The organism is Actinomyces minihominis (assembly GCF_900187855.1).
Classification (GTDB): Bacteria; Actinomycetota; Actinomycetes; order Actinomycetales; family Actinomycetaceae; genus Scrofimicrobium; species Scrofimicrobium minihominis.
Genome location: NZ_FYEG01000001.1, coordinates 213,734 through 231,669, shown reverse-complemented (window position 1 = coordinate 231,669; position 17,936 = coordinate 213,734). Strand labels below are relative to the sequence as shown.

The following is a 17,936-nucleotide window of genomic DNA, read 5'->3' as shown; positions in this document are numbered from 1 at the left end:
TCGTGATGTGGAGCATAAGTTGGCTTTGCGGTTTGCAAGGGCGCCATTCTCTGAAGTAATCTCTTCTCTGTTGCCCCGATAGCTCAGTCGGCAGAGCGTCTCCATGGTAAGGAGAAGGTCAAGGGTTCAATTCCCTTTCGGGGCTCTGACTGTCCCTAGATGATTCTAGGAATGGTTGGGGCGAGGTAGCTCAGCTGGTTAGAGCGTACGACTCATAATCGTAAGGTCGGGGGTTCGAGTCCCCCCCTCGCTACGAGATAGGTTCGGGTACCACTTCGGTGGGAACTCGAACTTTTTGCTTTCCCGGCCCAGACGGCGCCGCAATCACAGGTCCTGTCGCACTTCGTCCCCAGACGCGTCCTCGGCACCGGGACCCCAGCCCACAACCTCCTGTTCGCTCTGCCAGCACTCCACGTTGTGGAGGCCGGGGATGCGGTCGACAGTGAAGACGGGATCCTTACCCTCACGAAGCTGGGACTTGTAGTCCTTCCACAGTTTGAACGCGATGGGAGAAAGCAGTGCGATGGCGATCATGTTGATGAGCGCCATGATTCCCATGACCCCATCTGCCAGACTCCAGATCAGATCGACCTCTGCCAGGCAGCCCAGGAACACTGTGGCAATGACTAGGACCCGAAACCCGGTGAGGACTCGGGGGTTGTCTGAGATGAATCTGATGTTCGCTTCCCCGTAGTAGTAGTTCCCGAGAAGTGATGTGAAGACAAGCAGGGCGATGATGACGACCAGCAGCACTGAAGTCCAGGATCCCAGGGTGGTGGCGAGGGCGTGCTGGGTCAGGTAGATACCCCTCGGAGCGTTGGTTAGATCCGGGGAAGAGACGAGGACGATGAACGCCGTGATCGAACAGACCAGCCAGGTATCGAAGTAAACCCCCAGAGTCTGAACCAGTCCCTGCTTGACGGGATGGGTGACTGCTGCCGCTGCTGCCGCATTGGGCACGGAACCCAAACCGGCCTCGTTTGAGAACATGCCCCGACGAACACCCTGCACGATAACCGTCCCAATTGCAGCACCGCCAAACTGCCTGATGCCAAATGCCGACTCGAAGATGGCTGAGAAGGCCCAGGGGATTTGCTCGTAGTTCATGACTACCACCACGATGCCAAGGATCAGGTAGGCGATGGCAACCGCAGGCATGACTGTCTGGGAAATATTGGCGATGCGGTGCAGTCCCCCGAAGATTGAGAAACCGACCAGGGTGGCAAGAACAGCGCCAACAACGAAGGGCGCCCAGGTCAGTGCCGCCGGGTTCTTGGTTGCGAGCACCACGGCGTCAGTGAGGGTGTTGGCCTGCAGTGAGTTGAATGCAAAGGGGAAGGTCAGAACTAGCGCCACAGCAAATGCGATTGCGAAAGGCCTAGATCGCAACCCCTGCTGGATGTAGTAGGCGGGTCCGCCGCGGAATGAGCGGTCCGGATCCTTGATTTTGTAGAGCTGGGCCAGGGATGACTCAATCAGGCTGGAAGCCCCGACAAACAGGGCCATGATCCACATCCAGAAGACGGCGCCCGGGCCGCCGATTGCGATGGCAGTGCCCACTCCGGCAATGTTTCCCACCCCGACTCGGGAAGCAGCCGACAGGGTGAAGGCCTGGAAGGACGAGATTGACTGGGGCTTATCGTCAGCAGTTCGAGGCGCTGGCTGCGTAATGGTGCGAAACATCTGGGGAACCGATGTCAACTGACCGAACCCTGTCCGGAGGGTGAAGTACAGTGCTAGCGCAATGACAATGGGGGTGAGACCCCAGTTCCAGAGGTTGTCGCTGGCTGTGGCAACGCCGCTCGTAATGCTCGTCATTCCTCAAGTATTACCTGTTATGGCGTCGTTCTCGCTGATTTCTTCAATTTGGATGGTTCCGCTGCCAGAATGTGAGGGTGCCTTGAGTCGTGCGGAGGCAAACGTTTGCCGGTGGGGGTGAGTCCGTGTAATCCCTCACTGGTCCAGGCATCGATGGGAACGTAGTGTAAACTCTTCTCGGTGCGTCGGCACGACCGGCAAATAGAGACTCGTTAGGAACAACAGTGGCAAGCAAATCCTCAGATGTTCGTCCCAAGATCACTCTCGCATGCTCGGAGTGCAAGGAACGCAACTACATCACTAAGAAGAACCGTCGCAACACCCCGGACAGGCTTGAACTGAACAAGTTCTGCCCGCGTTGCAACAAGTCACAGGCACACCGCGAGACCCGCTAAGCCTGAGCTAAACTTCCTGACGCCCCGCCGTAATGCGGGGCGTTTGTGGTTGAAACAGCCGGTTGCGCTACAGAGCCGGTATGCTTCACGACGAACTGAACGCCCAGCCGCTCACAAACAGGCATCAAGGAGTAGCGATGGAAGGCCAACCGGTCCCTCTACGCCAACGAACGACCCTGCGCACGGGCGGTGTGCCCACCCTCTACGTTGAGGCCGGCACGGAGAACCACCTGATCGAGGTGGTTGCAGAGCACGATCGTGCAGCCGGATTGCTACGCTCTGACGGCACTCAGAAGATTGATAACCCCTCGGCCTGGCATTCCGTTCCAACGGCGTCAGAGAGCTCTGAGCAGGGCCTGCTAGTCCTTGGCGGGGGGTCCAACCTGGTGGTGGCAGATAAACCCTTTAGCGGGACGGTCGTCACTGATACTCGCAGTGACCTCCTGGTGCGCGGCCACGACCGTGACGGAAGGGTACTGGTAGAGGCCACCGCAGGAACCACCTGGGATGACCTGGTCTCTCACACGGTGATGCAGCGCTGGTCTGGCCTTGAGGCGCTCTCCGGGATCCCCGGAACTGTCGGGGCCGCCCCCATCCAAAACATCGGTGCCTACGGCCGGGAAATCGGGGACAACCTGGTTTCTGTCAGGGCCTATGACCGTCTCACAGGCGAGGTAGTTTCACTTTCGCGCCGGAACCTCGCCCTTGGCTACCGCGACTCTGTCCTCAAGCGGTCGCTACATGAACTGGAGCCCGGCGGTGGTCGGACCTGGAAGAACACTGGACGCTGGGTCGTCCTCAGTGTGACGCTGGAACTTGACGAGGACAGGCTGTCCGCACCTGTGCGCTACGGAGAACTCGCCCGGACGATCGGGGTTGAGGTCGGGGAGCGCGCACCGGGGGACGAAGTCCGCGCGGCTGTTCTCGAACTGCGTCGTTCCAAGGGAATGGTGCTTGACCCCTCTGATCACGACACCTGGTCGGCCGGGTCCTTCTTCACGAACCCGATCCTGTCAAAGCGTGATGCCGATGAGGTTCTTCCGTTTAAAGCTCCCCGTTTCCCCGTTCAGAACTCTGACCGGGATCCACTCGAGGGCAAGGTGAAGACCTCTGCGGCCTGGCTGATTTCCCAGACCGGGTTTGAGAAGGGCTTCGGCCTCACCCCCGGGGCTCAGGCGCGGCTCTCAACCAAGCACGTCCTCGCCATTACCAACCGGGGTGAGGCCACCAGCGATGACGTTGTCGCCCTGGCGCGTGCTGTTCGTGACGGGGTTGAAGAGCACTTCGGGGTCCGCCTGGAACCAGAACCGGTTCAGGTTGGTCTGACTATCTGACCCGCGGGAACATTTCAGCCCCACTCAAGTAAGCTGGCTCCTGGAAAATGATGCCGGGCACACAGGAGTGAAAATGGCAAAAATCAAGGTAGTCGGTCCCGTCGTTGACCTAGACGGCGACGAGATGACGAGGATCATCTGGCAGTTCATAAAGGATCGCTTGATCTTCCCGTACCTTGACCTAGACCTTCGGTACTACGACCTCTCGATCGAGAACCGCGATGCCACCGATGACCAGGTCACTGTTGACGCAGCCGAGGCAATTAAGAAGTACGGGGTGGGCATCAAGTGCGCCACGATTACCCCGGATGAGGCACGTGTCGAAGAGTTCGGCCTCAAGAAGATGTGGCGTTCCCCGAACGGAACGATCCGCAACATCCTCGGGGGCGTGATCTTCCGCGAACCGATCATCATCGACAACATTCCCCGCCTGGTTCCAACCTGGACCAAGCCGATCGTGGTGGGTCGTCACGCCTTTGGTGACCAGTACCGCGCCACGGACTTTAAGGCTCCCACCGGCGGAACCGTGACGCTGACGTTCACGCCCGACGATGAATCAGAACCCATGGAGTTCGAGGTCGTGCAGATTCCCGAAACCGGTGGGGTTGTCATGGGCATGTACAACTTCAACGAGTCGATCCGTGACTTCGCCCGGGCCTCTTTCGCCTACGGTCTGCAGCGTGGCTTCCCCGTCTACATGTCCACGAAGAACACCATCCTCAAGGCTTACGACGGCCAGTTCAAGGACATTTTCCAGGAGGTGTTTGACGCAGAGTACAAGGAGCAGTACGAGGCCGCGGGTCTGACCTACGAGCACCGTTTGATTGACGACATGGTCGCTTCCGCCCTGAAGTGGGAGGGCGGCTACGTCTGGGCATGTAAGAACTACGATGGCGATGTTCAGTCGGACATTGTTGCCCAGGGCTTCGGCTCACTCGGTCTGATGACCTCGGTCCTCATGACGCCGGACGGTAAGACAGTTGAGGCAGAGGCGGCGCACGGCACCGTGACGCGCCACTACCGCCAGCACCAGGCTGGCAACCCGACCTCGACCAACCCGATTGCCTCAATCTTTGCCTGGACCCGGGGCCTAGCCCACCGAGCCAAGCTGGATGAGACGCCGGAGCTTCGTGACTTCTCGGAGACACTCGAGGACGTTGTCATCAAGACGGTAGAGAGTGGAAAGATGACGAAGGACCTGGCGCTGCTGATCGGCCCGGAACAGCCCTGGCTGACCACCGAGCAGTTCCTCGAAGCGATCGATGAGAACCTTAGGGCCCGACTGGCCTAGGGTGTTGCTGGGGCAGGAATCCCGCAGCGAAGGGAAGCGTACATGTCAGTGAAGAGGCTCGTCGACTACCTACCAGATGAGGTAGTGAGCGGTACCAACCGACGAACCGGTGAGCCCTACCGTCTCGGAGTCCTCACTTCAGGCGGTGATGCCCAGGGCATGAACGCTGCTGTTCGCGCAGTCGTGCGCACAGCACTTGCTGCGGGCGCCCAGCCCTTTGCCATCCTTGAGGGATGGGACGGGGCGGTGCGCGGGGGCGAGTTCATCAAACAGATGGACTGGTCTTCGGTTTCCTCCATCCTGGGTAGGGGAGGCACTGCTATAGGAACGGCGCGCAGCGCCGAGTTCCGCAATTTTGAGGGACGCCAAAAGGCGGCCAAGCACCTGGTCGATAGGCGGATTGACGGGCTCATCGTGATTGGTGGCGATGGGTCCCTGACCGGCGCGGATGAGTTCCGCTCTGAGTGGGGGCGCCACCTCTCGGACCTTGTGGCAGCGGGGCAGATCTCCGAGGAGGTTGCCCGCAACTACCCGCAACTCACCCTGGTCGGACTGGTTGGGTCGATTGACAACGACCTGGTGGGTACCGATATGACCATCGGGGCGGACACCGCGCTCTCCCGCATCATTTCGGCCATGGACATGCTGGCATCCACGGCTGCCTCGCACCAGCGCACCTTTATCGTCGAGGTTATGGGGCGCCACTGTGGTTACCTGCCGCTCATGGCGGGGGTGGCTGGCGGAGCTGATTACGTCTTTACTCCCGAGCAGCCGCCCACCGGTAACTGGCGCGACGATATGTGCGAGAAGCTGCAGCTCGGACGTGATGCGGGACGTAGAGAGTCAATCATCCTGGTTGCCGAGGGCGCCCTCGACACAGATGGCAATGACCTGACAACCGAGGACGTAAAACAGGCGCTGCAGGATGGTCTGGGTGAGGACGCTCGCGTCACCATCCTCGGGCACATTCAACGCGGAGGTGCCCCAACCGCCTACGACAGGTGGATGTCGACCCTGCTCGGCTACGCGGCAGTTCAGGAACTCTTCGACCCGGAGGCTTACGGGAGGGGGGCAATCCTTGGTATCCGGCGCAACCGCGTCACCAGGCTGCCCCTGGAAGAGTCGATCAAGGACACCCGGGCCGTCGGCGGCCTCATCCAGCGTGGCGAGTACGTTGCGGCCCGAAAAGCCCGGGGTCAAAGCTACTACGAGATGGGCAGTATCTTCGCGACCCTGTCAGCACCGCCGCAACTTCTCAGCCAGCAGCCGAGGACGAAGCGGGTTGCCATCCTTCATGCCGGGGGTCTGGCCCCGGGGATGAACACCGCAGTCCGTGCGGCTGTTCGCCTTGGTATTGATAGCGGCTGGGAGATGCTGGGCATTGAGGGGTCCTGGCAGGGCCTGATTGACGAGCAGATTCGCCCCCTGGATTGGGAGGGCGTTGAAGGCTGGGCCTTTGACGGGGGAGCGGTGCTTGGCACCCGACGTCACGTTCCCAAGACCGAGCAGTACTACGCGATCGGACGGGCCATTGATCGCAACAACATTGACGCGCTCTTCATCATCGGGGGATACACCGCGTATGAGGCAGTCCAGAACCTAGACGCAGCCCGGGTTCACTTCCCAGCATTCAACATTCCGCTGGTTCTAATTCCGGCTTCCATCGACAATAACCTGCCGGGAAACGACCTGAGTATCGGGGCGGATTCCGCGATCAACAATGCCGTCTGGTCGCTTGATCGGATCAAGGAGTCTGCCGCCGCCTCGAAACGTACCTTCGTTGCCGAGGCGATGGGACGCAAATGCGGCTACCTCGCCCTCATGTCTGGTATCGCCTCGGGGGCCGAGTACATCTACCTCAACGAGGAAGAACTAACACTGGATGAGCTCTCACACGACCTCACCCTGATGCGTCGGTCGTTCGAGGAAGGACGGCGCGTCTTCATGGTCGTCATGAACGAAGAGACCTCATCACATTACGATCGGGAGTTCATCTCGAGGGCGATCGAAGCGGCCGGTGAGGGGCTGTTCGATGTACGTGACTCCGCCCTCGGCCATATTCAGCAGGGTGGAATGCCCTCTGCTTTCGACCGCATCCTCGCCACGCGACTCACGCACAGCGCTGTAACCCACCTGCGGTCTGCCTTCCTTGAGGAAAGCTTCGAGGCCGTCTACATCGGTATGGACCGCGACGGAGTCAGCGCGCACCCCATCGGGGAGATGGCGAAGCTGGTTGATGTTGAGCACCGTCGTCCGCGCCACCAGTGGTGGCTGCCCCTACGCCATATCGGAGAGACTGTTTCACTGGAGAACTCGGGTCTTCCGGTTCGTAAAATTGAGATTCCAGAGTCTCCGCCCACCACTTCAACCGAGCAGTTACTCATGAATGAAGTCGAGAAAGAAGCAAGTAGATGACCACCCAATCGACAATGGGAAAGCCAGTAGATCCTTCGGGCACCGCGCCTTGGGATGCACTGGAAGAGACGGCAGGGGACTTCGTTCCCGACCTTGCGGGGTGGTTCGCGGACAACCCGGATCGTGCGCGTGACTACACTTTCTCCGCAGCTGATCTACACGTCGATCTGTCGAAAAACCTGCTGACCGACGAGGTCGTTGAGAAGCTTCTTCAGCTGGCCGAAGCGACCGGAGTTGAGGGGCATCGTAACCGCATGTTCCGCGGTGACCGAATCAATGTCACCGAGGACCGGGCGGTTCTTCACACCGCGCTGCGCAACCCTGAGGGGACGTCCGTCACCGTTGATGGCGAGGACGTCATGCCAGCGGTTCACGCCGAACTGAAGCGGGTTTACAGCTTCGCCGAAAAGGTTCGCGAGGGCTCTTGGACCGGCATTACAGGCAAGCCGATTGAAACAGTCGTCAACATCGGTATCGGTGGTTCCGACCTCGGACCAGTCATGGTTTACGAAGCGTTGAAACCCTTCGCGCAAGATGGTCTTGAGGCCCGGTTCATTTCCAACATTGACCCCACGGATGCGGCCGACACAGTCCGTGACCTGGACCCTGAAACGACCCTGGTGATTGTCACCTCCAAGACCTTCACCACCTTGGAAACAATCACCAACGCCCGGGTGGTGCGCAGCTGGCTACTTGAGAAACTGGCTGAGAAAGGTGTCATCGAAGGTCCTGGGTCCGAGTCAGCCAAAGAGGCTGTAGCCAAGCACTTCGTTGCGGTGTCAACCGCCCTCGACCGCGTGGCTGATTTTGGTATCAACCCAGACAATGCCTTCGGTTTCTGGGACTGGGTGGGAGGACGCTACTCGGTCTCCTCCGCCGTGGGCACGGTGCTCGCCATCGTTCTTGGCCCGACCGTGTTTGAAGAGTTCCTCTCCGGTCTTCATGCCATGGATCAGCACTTCATCACCGCCCCAGCCGAGAAGAACGTCCCCCTGCTGATGGGGTTGCTCAACGTCTGGTACGTCAACTTCCTCGGTTCGTCCTCGCACGCGGTGCTGCCCTACTCGCAGTACCTGCACCGTTTCCCCGCCTACCTGCAACAGATGACCATGGAGTCGAACGGCAAGGGGGTGCGCTGGGATGGCGCGCCCGTCTCATACGACACGGGCGAGGTGTTTTGGGGCGAGCCGGGAACGAATGGTCAGCACGCCTTCTACCAGCTTCTGCACCAGGGAACCCAGCTCATTCCGGCTGATTTCATTGCGTTTGCCAACCCGGCATGGCCGCTGGTTGACGGTGAAAAAGACATGCACGAGCTGTTCCTTTCTAACTTCTTCGCCCAGACCAAGGCGCTTGCCTTTGGAAAGTCTGAGGACGAGGTGCGGGCAGAGGGAACCGCCGAAGATTTGGTCCCGGCTCGGGTCTTTACCGGCAACCGACCCACCACTTCAATCATGGCTCCGGCCCTGACCCCGTCGGTTCTCGGTCAGCTGGTTGCCCTCTATGAGCACCTGACATTTGTTGAGGGCGCCGTCTGGGGGGTTGACTCGTTCGACCAGTGGGGGGTTGAGCTGGGTAAGGTTCTTGCCATGGGTCTGCTGCCTGCCATCGAGGGCAATCGGGAGGTTCTTGAGGCTCAGGATCCGTCCACCCGCGGGCTCATTGAGTACTACCTGAAGAACCGTAAGAGGTAGTGGAGCGCCTGGCGCCGGGACCTAAGGGCCCCGGCGGCCGGGATTTCCAAAACTAGGATTATACAGAAGTACAACTAGGATTTTCACGACTACAGAGGAGTTGTCATATGAAGGACCCGCGTATCATCACCGTCACCGGTGCGGCTGGAAACATCGGCTACGCACTGCTGTTCCGCCTCGCATCGGGCGCCGTCTTCGGCGATGACACCCCGGTGAAGCTGCACCTGCTTGAGATCCCCCAGGGCGTGCGCGCCGCAGAGGGCACAGCTATGGAGCTGCTGGATTCAGCGTTCCCGCTGCTTGATTCAGTTGAGGTCTTCGATGATGCCAACAGGGCATTCGAGGGTTCAAACATGGCATTCCTAGTTGGTGCTCGACCCCGGAGCGCAGGCATGGAGCGGGCCGACCTTCTCGAGGCCAACGCGGGTATCTTCGGCCCCCAGGGTAAAGCGATCAACGATCATGCAGCCGATGACATCCGTGTCCTTGTTGTTGGCAATCCGGCCAACACCAATGCGGTGATTGCCCAGAACGCGGCCCCGGATGTTCCAGCAGAACGCTTTACCTCCATGCTCCGCCTGGATCAGAACCGCGCCATCGCCCAGCTGGCAGAGAAGACGAATGCCGCCGTTCGTGACATCAAGAACGTCACTGTTTGGGGCAACCACTCTGCTGACCAGTACCCCGATGTCTCCTACGCCACCGTGAATGGTGTTCCGGCCGATGATCTGGTCAGCGAGGAATGGCTTGCTGAGTACTACCGTCCCACCGTTGCCAAGCGCGGCGCTGCCATCATCGCGGCCCGTGGTGCGTCCTCGGCTGCCTCGGCTGCCTCGGCAGCAATCGACCACATGCACGACTGGGTCAATGGCACTAAGGCCGGAGAGTTCGTGACAGTCGGGCACTACTCGGATGGCACCCACTATGGCGTTCCCAAGGGCCTGTCCTTCGGGTTCCCCTGTATTTCTGTGGATGGTGAGTACAGGATCGTTGATGACCTGGCAGTCAGTGAAGGCACCCGTGCGGGCATTGACTTTAACATCGCCGCCCTCCAGGAAGAGTACGATGCAGTAAAGGAAATGGGCTTCATTAAGTAGCTCATCCAAGTGTCAGTAAGGGGTCGAAGAGAGCTCTCTTCGACCCCTTACACAATGGTAGATAAGCAGCAGAAGTTCAATCTATGATGGTCATGCTGAGGGTTATTTTCATATTGAATGTATCTGGGGTTGAGAGTGTGCGTTACCGGAGTTGGGGGCAGTGGTAGAAGACTGGGAGACAGCACCTTTTAAGGACAGTCGGCTCGCCGGGACCCGTGAACGCGAGGTTCTGCGGGCGGCCCAACTCTACTTTCTGGATGGACTAACCCAGGCGGCGATTGCCGAAAGAATGGGCTGTACGCGCTGGACCGTGGGACGTTTCCTCAAAGAGGGCGTTGAGAGCGGAATGATCGAGACCCGGTTGCTCCACCCCAGGGCCCGCCAACCTCACCTAGAGTCCGCCCTCGAAGAGAAACTCGGGGTCAGTGATGCCGAGGTTGTTCCCACCCAGGAGAGCGAAGAAGCAACCCTGGCCCTGGTGGCCCAGACCGCGGCGGACTACCTCCTTGATCTTCGCCCCCGCCCAAAGCTAGTCGGGCTTGGCTGGGGACGGGCCACATCGGCTGTGGCCAAAGCTATCGAAGAAACCTGGGGGGTTACCGGGTCGCGCCTGAAGATGGCTTCAACTCCCCACGTCCTCAGCGATGTCACAAGTGCCGGGACGGTGAGGTTGTTGACGCCCCAGGAGGATGGATATGCAAGGGCCCGCGCGGGAAGTAACCCCCTGGCACCTGAAGTCTCAAAGCCAAAGCTCAAGGCAGACGAGCTCACCGCCTTTTCCATGGTCGAGAGTGCGGATGTGATGATCTTCAGTCCGGGCAGCATTCGGGAGTCCTCTAATCTGGTGCGCTCCGGCGTCCTCTCGGTCCACCAGCTCCGTGAGCTCTACCAGCGTGGGGCCAGGGCCAGCGTCCTCTGTAACTTTGTGACGGAGACAGGCGAGGTACTTCCCAAGGAGCTGACGATGCAACTCCCTGCGGTTTCCGAGGGGGCGCTACGCAAGTTCCGCTACTCCATCGCAATCGGGGCGGGTGAAGAGAGGATCCCGGCCCTGGCCGCAACCCTGCGCGCGGGGCTTGCTAACGTTGTCATCACGGACTCCGATACGGCAAAGGCACTGCTGGCGTAGACGTCTTCCACTTCAGAACGTGAAGCCACCGTCCGCGGGATAGCAGTACTCTGGTCAGGGGCGCCCGGAGAGGGCCGGTCTACTGCACTGAAGGGAAGTGACATTTTGTCTTCGAGCCTGTACCAGCCACTGTCAGAGGTTGATCCAGAAATCCACGCGGTGATCGAGGGGGAGCTGGGGCGCCAACGAGGAACCCTGGAGATGATTGCTTCCGAAAACTTTGTCCCCTACGGCGTACTGGAGGCCCAGGGCTCCGTCCTCACCAACAAGTACGCCGAAGGATACCCGGGACGCCGCTACTACGGCGGTTGCGAATGGGTTGATGTTGCTGAAGAACTTGCGATTCAGCGTGCCAAGGACCTCTTCGGTGCTGACCACGTGAACGTCCAACCCCACGCCGGTGCGCAGGCGAATGCCGCCGCTATTCAGGCGCTGGCGGCCCCGGGTGACCGAATCCTCGGCCTCGAACTGGCCCACGGGGGACACCTGACCCACGGGATGAAGATCAACTTCTCAGGCCGCTTCTACGAGTCCCACTCCTACGGCGTTGACCCTGAAACCTATCTGATCGACATGGATGTGGTACGGGATCGCGCCCTTGAAGTTCGTCCCACCGTCCTTATCGCAGGTTGGTCGGCCTACCCGCGCCAACTCGACTTTGAGGCCTTCCGTTCGATCGCCGATGAGGTCGGTGCCGCACTGATGGTTGACATGGCCCACTTCGCGGGTCTGGTAGCCGCAGGGCTGCACCCGAACCCGCTGCCCTACGCAGATCTGGTGACCACCACCGTGCATAAGACCCTGGGTGGCCCCCGCTCCGGCATGATTCTGACCTCGAAGGGAGAGCAGTGGGGAAGGAAGATTGACTCCGCGGTCTTCCCGGGCCAACAGGGAGGTCCCCTGATGCACGCTGTGGCCGCGAAGGCTGTGGCACTCAAGATCGCGGCCTCTGAAGAGTTCCGTGAGCGCCAGGTGCGCACCCTCGAAGGGGCATCAATCCTGGCTGAACGGCTCATGGCCGACGACACCCGCGCCGAGGGCATTTCCGTCCTCACCGGAGGAACCGATGTTCACTTCGCCCTCGTCGACCTGCAAAAGAGCACACTAAGCGGAGCTGACGGTGAAGATCTGCTGCACCGCATCGGTGTCACCATCAACCGCAATGCAGTTCCCTTTGACCCACGTCCCCCGCGAGTCACCTCGGGGCTGCGAATCGGCACCCCGGCCCTGGCCACCCGCGGCTTCCAGACGGAGGACTTCACCGAGGTTGCGGACATTGTCGCCACCGCGCTTCGTGACGGGGCGGCCGACACCCTGGACGAGGACGCACTGCGGAACCGCGTGGCAGCGCTTGCGGCCCGTCGCCCGCTCTACGAAGAAATTGACTCCCTCAGGGTCATGGCGTGAAGTTCCCCTGGCCCTCCGTCTCGTCTTTGGGTGAGCCCCAGGTTCTTGCCCGCCCCCTCGATGGGTCTGCACTCGCAGCGCGAAAGAAGTCGGAGCTCTGCGATCGCGTAGAAGCCCTGAAAGAAAGGGGAGTGGTTCCGGGACTGGGAACCATCCTGGTGGGGGCGGACCCTGCCTCAGAGATCTACGTGGCAGCGAAACACCGGGACTGTCGCGAGATTGGTCTGCACTCGTTGGACATCCGCCTACCTGCTGATGCAACGCAGGGTGAGGTCGAGGCCGCGGTAGCCGAGTTGAACTTGAACCCGCTCTGCACCGCATTTATTGTCCAGCTTCCGCTACCTGATCACCTTGATGAAGCAGCAGTGCTTCAGGCCATGGATCCCGAAAAGGATGCCGACGGCCTCCACCCCTACAACCTGGGCCTGCTCGTTGCTGATATCAACGGGGTTTCCGATGCCCCGCAGCCCTGTACGCCCAAGGGGATCATTGAACTGCTTCGTGATAGCGGGGTTGAGCTCAGGGGCGCCCGGGTCTGTGTGGTGGGTCGCGGATTGACTACGGGCCGTCCCCTAGGCCTCATGCTGGGGCAGAGGACGGTGGGGGCGACGGCCATCCTCTGTCACACGGGAACCAGGGCTCTCTCTGAGGAACTCCGGGCCGCCGATGTCATCATCGCCGCAGCCGGTGTCCCCAACCTGATTGGTGTCAAGGACGTACGGCCCGGCGCCGCGGTCGTTGACGTGGGGGTCTCGAGGTGCGGCGGCAAGATTGCCGGAGATGTTGCTCCGGGGGTAGAAACGGTTGCCGGTTGGCTCTCTCCCAATCCCGGAGGAGTCGGCCCGATGACCCGCGTTATGCTGCTTGAGAATGTGGTGCGACAGGCGGAGAAGATCCTCTAAGCCCTGCCCCTAGTGCGCCAGCTGTTCGTGTGAGGCGTGCTGGTCTGAGTCAATCTGCAGCGTGACATGGTTGATGTCAACGCCGAACTGGTCCTCCAGGGTCTCTTGAAGGTCGTGGAGAACCTTGACGGTCAATCCTGAAGCCACGCAGTCTTCAGTGACGATGACGTGTGCTGTCAGGGTGTTCAGTCCGGTCCCGATGGCAGAGACGTGAAGGTCATGGATGTCGAGGACGTGGGGGTTCTTCTTCAGGCAGTCCCTTACCTCTTGCAGCTCTATCCCGTCCGGGGTTTTCTCCATGAGGACAAAGACCGATTCTTTGAGGATTGAGACGGCTCGAACCGCGATCATCACCGCGATCAGTAGAGAAGCGACCGAGTCGGCGTAGGGCCAACCGGTCAGCATCAGGACCAGGGCCGCGATGATGACAGCGATGGAGCCGAGCGCGTCGGCGCTGACCTCAAGGAAGGCGGCCTTCATGTTCAGTGATGACTTGCGGCCACCAAACAGTATGCCCATCGCAAAGATGTTGGCGACCAGCCCTATGACACCCACCCACAGCATCGGTCCAGACTCAACCACGGTCGGGTTGCTCAGGCGTCCTACGGCCTCCCAGCCGATGAAGATGCAGAGCACAATCAGCAGGCCTGCCTGCAGGCCGGCCGCAAGGGTCTCTATGCGGGCGAAACCCCAGGTCCATTTGTCCGAGGGCGGACGGGTCATGAGGTGTGCGGCAAACAGGGCAATTGCCAGTCCGATTGAGTCCGTGGCCATGTGGCCGGCATCGGCCAGTAGGGCAAGCGAACCACTCCAGATTGCACCGACGACCTCGACAACCAGGATGATTGAGGTGACACCGAGGGCCCAGGCCAGCCTTGTCCGCGATGTCGCCGCACTGGCGTGACTGTGAGAGTGACCGTGTGGGTGCGAGGAGGAATCGGGGTTTTGCGATGAAGCTGCCATAGGACTGAAACTATCGCAACGGTGGTCAAACGCACCACCTAGACCCAGAGGGTAGGCCAGAGTTGACAGGTGCCTCTGAGATACTGGGCCCGTGTCTACCTCTACTTTTTCAGTTGCTTCAGTAAACGTTAACGGAATCCGTGCCGCCTACCGAAAGGGCATGGCCGAGTGGGTCGAGCAGGCGAATCCCGATGTCCTCCTGCTGCAGGAGGTGCGTGCGGAAGAACCCATTGCCGCGGCCCTGATTACCGACCGCTTCGACACCTTCGTGGCGCCCTCACAGATCAAGGGAAGGGCCGGGGTTGCCGTCGCAGTCCGTAAGGATTCTGCCGCGGTGGGCCTGGCTGCAGACCATTCCCACCTCATTGGACTGTCGGAAGTGGAGGAGCCGATCGACTCGGGACGGTGGATCGAGGTCGATCTGGAGACTGCCAGTGGCGATCCGGTGCGAGTGGTGTCGGCCTACTTCCACTCCGGCGTCATCAACGACCCGAAGCAGGATGCAAAGATGCGCCACCTGCAGGCAATCGATGGCCGGCTGAAGCGATTCTTGGCTGACCGCGCGGAAGGGGGCCCGGAGGTAATCCTCGCGGGGGACTTCAATGTGGTTCGCTCCCAGCTCGACATCAAGAACTGGAAGGGCAACTACAACAAGGCCTCCGGGGTACTTGACGAAGAAATGGTCTACCTCAACCGCTGGGTCTTCGAGGGCTGGGTGGATGTCGTGCGCGACCTTTACGGGGATACTCCAGGTCCGTACTCATGGTGGTCGCAGCGAGGCAAGGCCTTTGATAATGACACCGGGTGGCGCATCGACTACCAGTACGTCACCAAGACACTGGCCGAGCGGGCCCTGAGGCACCGGATCGACCGGGCGCCCTCATATGACACCCGCTGGTCAGATCACGCCCCTGTAACCGTTGAGTTCATGCTCTGATTTGAGTCATCTGTAGGCCCGGTGTCTTTTCTTCTCGGAGTGGGGCGCTGGGCCTCATCAATCTGCACCACAAGCTCTTCCTTAAGCTCATCTGAGAGTTCGGCCGGAAGCGCACTGATGGGGATGGCGGGAATGATGTCACCGGTAACCGGGTTGTGGGGCCACTTCAGGGTTTCCGGTGCGTGCAGGGTGACGAAGTTCGGGAAGGAACCGCCGTGGACGTACTCCTTCTTGACCCTGATAACCACGGCGGGAGCATCTGCCATCCAAGCCGAAACCATCAGGGCTGCCCGGGCGAGGAAGTTGACCCACAGCAGCAGGGCAGCAGCCGTGGCGATCGTGGCTATCACGGGGTTGTCAGAAGCCCGGATCAAGGCCTCTCCTGAAAAACGCAGGATCGTCGAGAGAATCGCGAATGCCAGTGAGCCGGTCAGCAGGGTGGCCCTGGGGACGCGGATGCGCGCCACGTAGCGAACAATCAGCCCGAACATGATGAAGTCGATCAGTGAGGGGAAAGCCGTCCTCAAGAAGTCGAATGTCCTGGTATCGAGGATGTGCGCCGAAGTGGGGAAGATAGAGGCAATCGCCTCTTCAAACCATCCCGAAGCAAGCGTGAGGAGGACCGTGCTCATCACACCGAGGAAGAGCAGGACAATCCCAAGGAGGTAACGAGCAAATGCCTTCAGGTTGGTCCCGGGATAGTTGAGGAGGCCGAACATGGAGCGGATGCCGTCAGAGATGTAGCGAATCACCTGGATTGACGACCATACGGCTGCCACAAACGCCGCGATACCCGCGATGATGGTTGTCTTGGTTTGGGAAATGGCGCCCGGGTCAATGATTCCCTTGACGCCGGTGGTCGGGTTGGTGACCAGGCCCGGGACAAACTGGTTCACGGTGGTGAGAACCAGGGACTGGAACTCCGGGTTGGCGGTAAAGAAGTGCGAGAAAAGAGTCCAGGCCACCGTCAGGGCCGCGCTGAGTGAGAACACCGCCATGTAGGAGATGGCTCCGGCAGCAAGGCGTCCCTTCTGCATGGAGTAGCGGGTGAGGCCGCGACCAATCCTGTGGTGCTGGTACACCCCAGCCACGGCTTTGATCTTGTTCTTGAAGCCGCTGGTCCGCAGCGCGGGTCCCAGGTCACGGAAACGTGACTTCCACTGGTCGGCATGGATCAGTGAGTAGGTCTGTTCAGCTGTTGCCGCGGGGCGCTTCTGCTGCATCGCAGGACCTCCGAATGCTCTAGGACGAGAAGTTGAAGAGCGCTACCGAAGCGTAGGAGCCAGTGGCTTCGACTCTGTCGAGGCGGAAACCGGGAACCATCCACGAGGCTTCAAAGTCGGCGCCCCATTCCATGGCCTTTTCAAGCATGCCCTGGTCCTCACCATAGGCCAGGGTGATGTGCGGGTGGTAGGGAAAGCGGGGATCATAATCAAGGGGTCCATTACGGATATCGTCAGCGAGATCTGCGCACTGACGTTCCCCCTCTTCAACCGAGAGGTAGACCACCGGGTTGACGGGAAGGAAAGTACCCGTGCCCTGCACCGTGATCCGAAATGGCCTGTGTTGCTTAGCAATGGCAGCGAGGTGCTCAAAGACCGCCTCCCGGTTGTCGGAAGAAACGGCGATGGGGGGCATGACTGTGATGTGCGCGGGAACCCTGGCCCCGGCCTCATCCCCCAGACCCAACCTGGCTTCGGTAAGAAGGGAGACCCACGGTTCCGGTACGGCTATGACAACGCCGAGCCACTCCTCTGACTCACTTCTGTCGGGTACGTACATCAGTCCTCAAAGGTAATCGCCTGGTTTGCCTGTCTTAACTTCGCTGAGTCTACCCCGCACATTGGTCGGGTGATCACATCTTTGCTGCGAAAAGAGACCTTGGGAAGTCAGGTGGGTATGCTTCGGGACGGAGCGAGTAACAAGGCCAACTGCCGAAGAATCGTGGGGGGGACACTTTGACTAAGCCACATCCCTGGCTGATCGTAGGTCTGGGCAACCCGGGTGCGACCTACCAGTTCACGCGCCATAACGTCGGTAAGGATGCGGTGGTAACGCTGGCGCAGGAACACCAGTCCAACTTCCGTCGGGACCGCAGTGGGCTGATGGTCGCCGACGCCTTTCTGGGGGATCGTCCCGGTGAAGGGCGAGCATACCTTGCCTACTCGACAACCTTCATGAACATTACGGGGCCCCCCGTCGCGGCATTTGCCAAGAAGTTCGGGATTCCTGTCGAGCAGATCATCGTTGCCCACGACGACCTCGACCTCGATCCACACCGACTGCGCCTTAAGCAAGGCGGAGGAGAGGGCGGACACAATGGCCTCCGGTCAATCTCCCAGGCAACAGGTAGCAAGAACTATCTGCGCTTGCGGATGGGAATCGGCAGGCCCCCGGGACGCCAGGACGCAGCTGATTACGTCCTCGCACAGATGCCTAAAGCCGCGCGCGAAGAGTGGTCGGTAACCGAGAGGCTCGCAGCGGGGGTTGCGGCAGACATCATCCGGGACGGGTTTATCCCCACCCAGATGGCTCTCCACTCAGCCAACTAACG

15 protein-coding genes and 2 tRNA genes are annotated in these 17,936 nt (G+C 60.2%); 13 read left to right on the top strand and 4 right to left on the bottom strand.

The window, feature by feature from the left end; all coding sequences use genetic code 11:
- Positions 1–72 precede the first annotated feature (72 nt).
- Positions 73–145: transfer RNA gene (locus tag CS903_RS01155), tRNA-Thr, on the top strand.
- Positions 146–179: 34 nt separating this feature from the next.
- Positions 180–253: transfer RNA gene (locus tag CS903_RS01150), tRNA-Met, on the top strand.
- A gap of 71 nt (positions 254–324) precedes the next feature.
- On the opposite strand, the gene CS903_RS01145 is transcribed toward CS903_RS01150, so the two are convergent.
- Positions 325–1,818, bottom strand: a complete 1,494-nt coding sequence (locus tag CS903_RS01145) for an alanine/glycine:cation symporter family protein (RefSeq protein WP_099331710.1) — start codon at positions 1,816–1,818, stop codon at positions 325–327.
- Positions 1,819–2,042: 224 nt separating this feature from the next.
- Here CS903_RS01145 and rpmG point away from each other — a divergent pair, with 224 nt between their 5' ends.
- From rpmG to CS903_RS01100, 9 genes are all read left to right on the top strand, one after another.
- A complete protein-coding gene (gene rpmG / locus CS903_RS01140) occupies positions 2,043–2,213 on the top strand; it encodes a 50S ribosomal protein L33 (protein WP_099331709.1) in 171 nt (56 codons plus the stop codon).
- A 137-nt stretch (positions 2,214–2,350) separates the two neighbouring features.
- Positions 2,351–3,547: a UDP-N-acetylmuramate dehydrogenase gene (locus CS903_RS01135; protein ID WP_164996630.1), complete on the top strand. Its 1,197-nt coding sequence runs from the start codon at positions 2,351–2,353 to the stop codon at positions 3,545–3,547.
- A gap of 73 nt (positions 3,548–3,620) precedes the next feature.
- Positions 3,621–4,838: an NADP-dependent isocitrate dehydrogenase gene (locus CS903_RS01130; RefSeq protein ID WP_099331707.1), complete on the top strand. Its 1,218-nt coding sequence runs from the start codon at positions 3,621–3,623 to the stop codon at positions 4,836–4,838.
- A gap of 42 nt (positions 4,839–4,880) precedes the next feature.
- Positions 4,881–7,253: a 6-phosphofructokinase gene (locus tag CS903_RS01125; protein ID WP_099331706.1), complete on the top strand. Its 2,373-nt coding sequence runs from the start codon at positions 4,881–4,883 to the stop codon at positions 7,251–7,253.
- A gap of 14 nt (positions 7,254–7,267) precedes the next feature.
- Positions 7,268–8,947: a glucose-6-phosphate isomerase gene (pgi, locus tag CS903_RS01120; protein ID WP_099331882.1), complete on the top strand. Its 1,680-nt coding sequence runs from the start codon at positions 7,268–7,270 to the stop codon at positions 8,945–8,947.
- A gap of 107 nt (positions 8,948–9,054) precedes the next feature.
- Positions 9,055–10,044 (top strand): malate dehydrogenase, encoded by a 990-nt coding sequence (locus CS903_RS01115; RefSeq protein WP_099331705.1) that lies wholly within the window; start codon positions 9,055–9,057, stop codon positions 10,042–10,044.
- 160 nt (positions 10,045–10,204) lie between these two features.
- Complete coding sequence (locus tag CS903_RS01110) at positions 10,205–11,173, top strand: sugar-binding transcriptional regulator (protein WP_099331704.1); 969 nt, start codon at positions 10,205–10,207, stop codon at positions 11,171–11,173.
- Between the two features lie 105 nt (positions 11,174–11,278).
- Positions 11,279–12,580: a serine hydroxymethyltransferase gene (gene glyA / locus CS903_RS01105; protein WP_370737629.1), complete on the top strand. Its 1,302-nt coding sequence runs from the start codon at positions 11,279–11,281 to the stop codon at positions 12,578–12,580.
- Positions 12,577–13,482, top strand: a complete 906-nt coding sequence (locus CS903_RS01100; RefSeq protein ID WP_242491684.1) for a bifunctional methylenetetrahydrofolate dehydrogenase/methenyltetrahydrofolate cyclohydrolase — start codon at positions 12,577–12,579, stop codon at positions 13,480–13,482. Before glyA ends, CS903_RS01100 begins: the two co-directional genes overlap by 4 nt.
- 9 nt (positions 13,483–13,491) lie before the next feature.
- Here CS903_RS01100 and CS903_RS01095 read toward each other — a convergent pair whose 3' ends face one another.
- Entirely contained in the window at positions 13,492–14,445 is a 954-nt protein-coding gene (locus CS903_RS01095; protein ID WP_099331702.1) for a cation diffusion facilitator family transporter, read from the bottom strand.
- Between the two features lie 160 nt (positions 14,446–14,605).
- Between CS903_RS01095 and CS903_RS01090 the strand changes: the two genes are divergently transcribed.
- Positions 14,606–15,382: an exodeoxyribonuclease III gene (locus tag CS903_RS01090; protein WP_242491705.1), complete on the top strand. Its 777-nt coding sequence runs from the start codon at positions 14,606–14,608 to the stop codon at positions 15,380–15,382.
- Here CS903_RS01090 and CS903_RS01085 read toward each other — a convergent pair.
- Complete coding sequence (locus CS903_RS01085; RefSeq protein ID WP_099331700.1) at positions 15,349–16,605, bottom strand: YihY/virulence factor BrkB family protein; 1,257 nt, start codon at positions 16,603–16,605, stop codon at positions 15,349–15,351. The genes CS903_RS01090 and CS903_RS01085 overlap by 34 nt on opposite strands.
- 19 nt (positions 16,606–16,624) lie before the next feature.
- On the bottom strand, positions 16,625–17,164 hold the full coding sequence (locus tag CS903_RS01080; protein WP_099331699.1) for a 2'-5' RNA ligase family protein: 540 nt from the start codon (positions 17,162–17,164) through the stop codon (positions 16,625–16,627).
- A 176-nt stretch (positions 17,165–17,340) separates the two neighbouring features.
- Here CS903_RS01080 and pth point away from each other — a divergent pair, with 176 nt between their 5' ends.
- Complete coding sequence (gene pth, locus CS903_RS01075; protein ID WP_099331698.1) at positions 17,341–17,934, top strand: aminoacyl-tRNA hydrolase; 594 nt, start codon at positions 17,341–17,343, stop codon at positions 17,932–17,934.
- Positions 17,935–17,936: the final 2 nt, after the last annotated feature.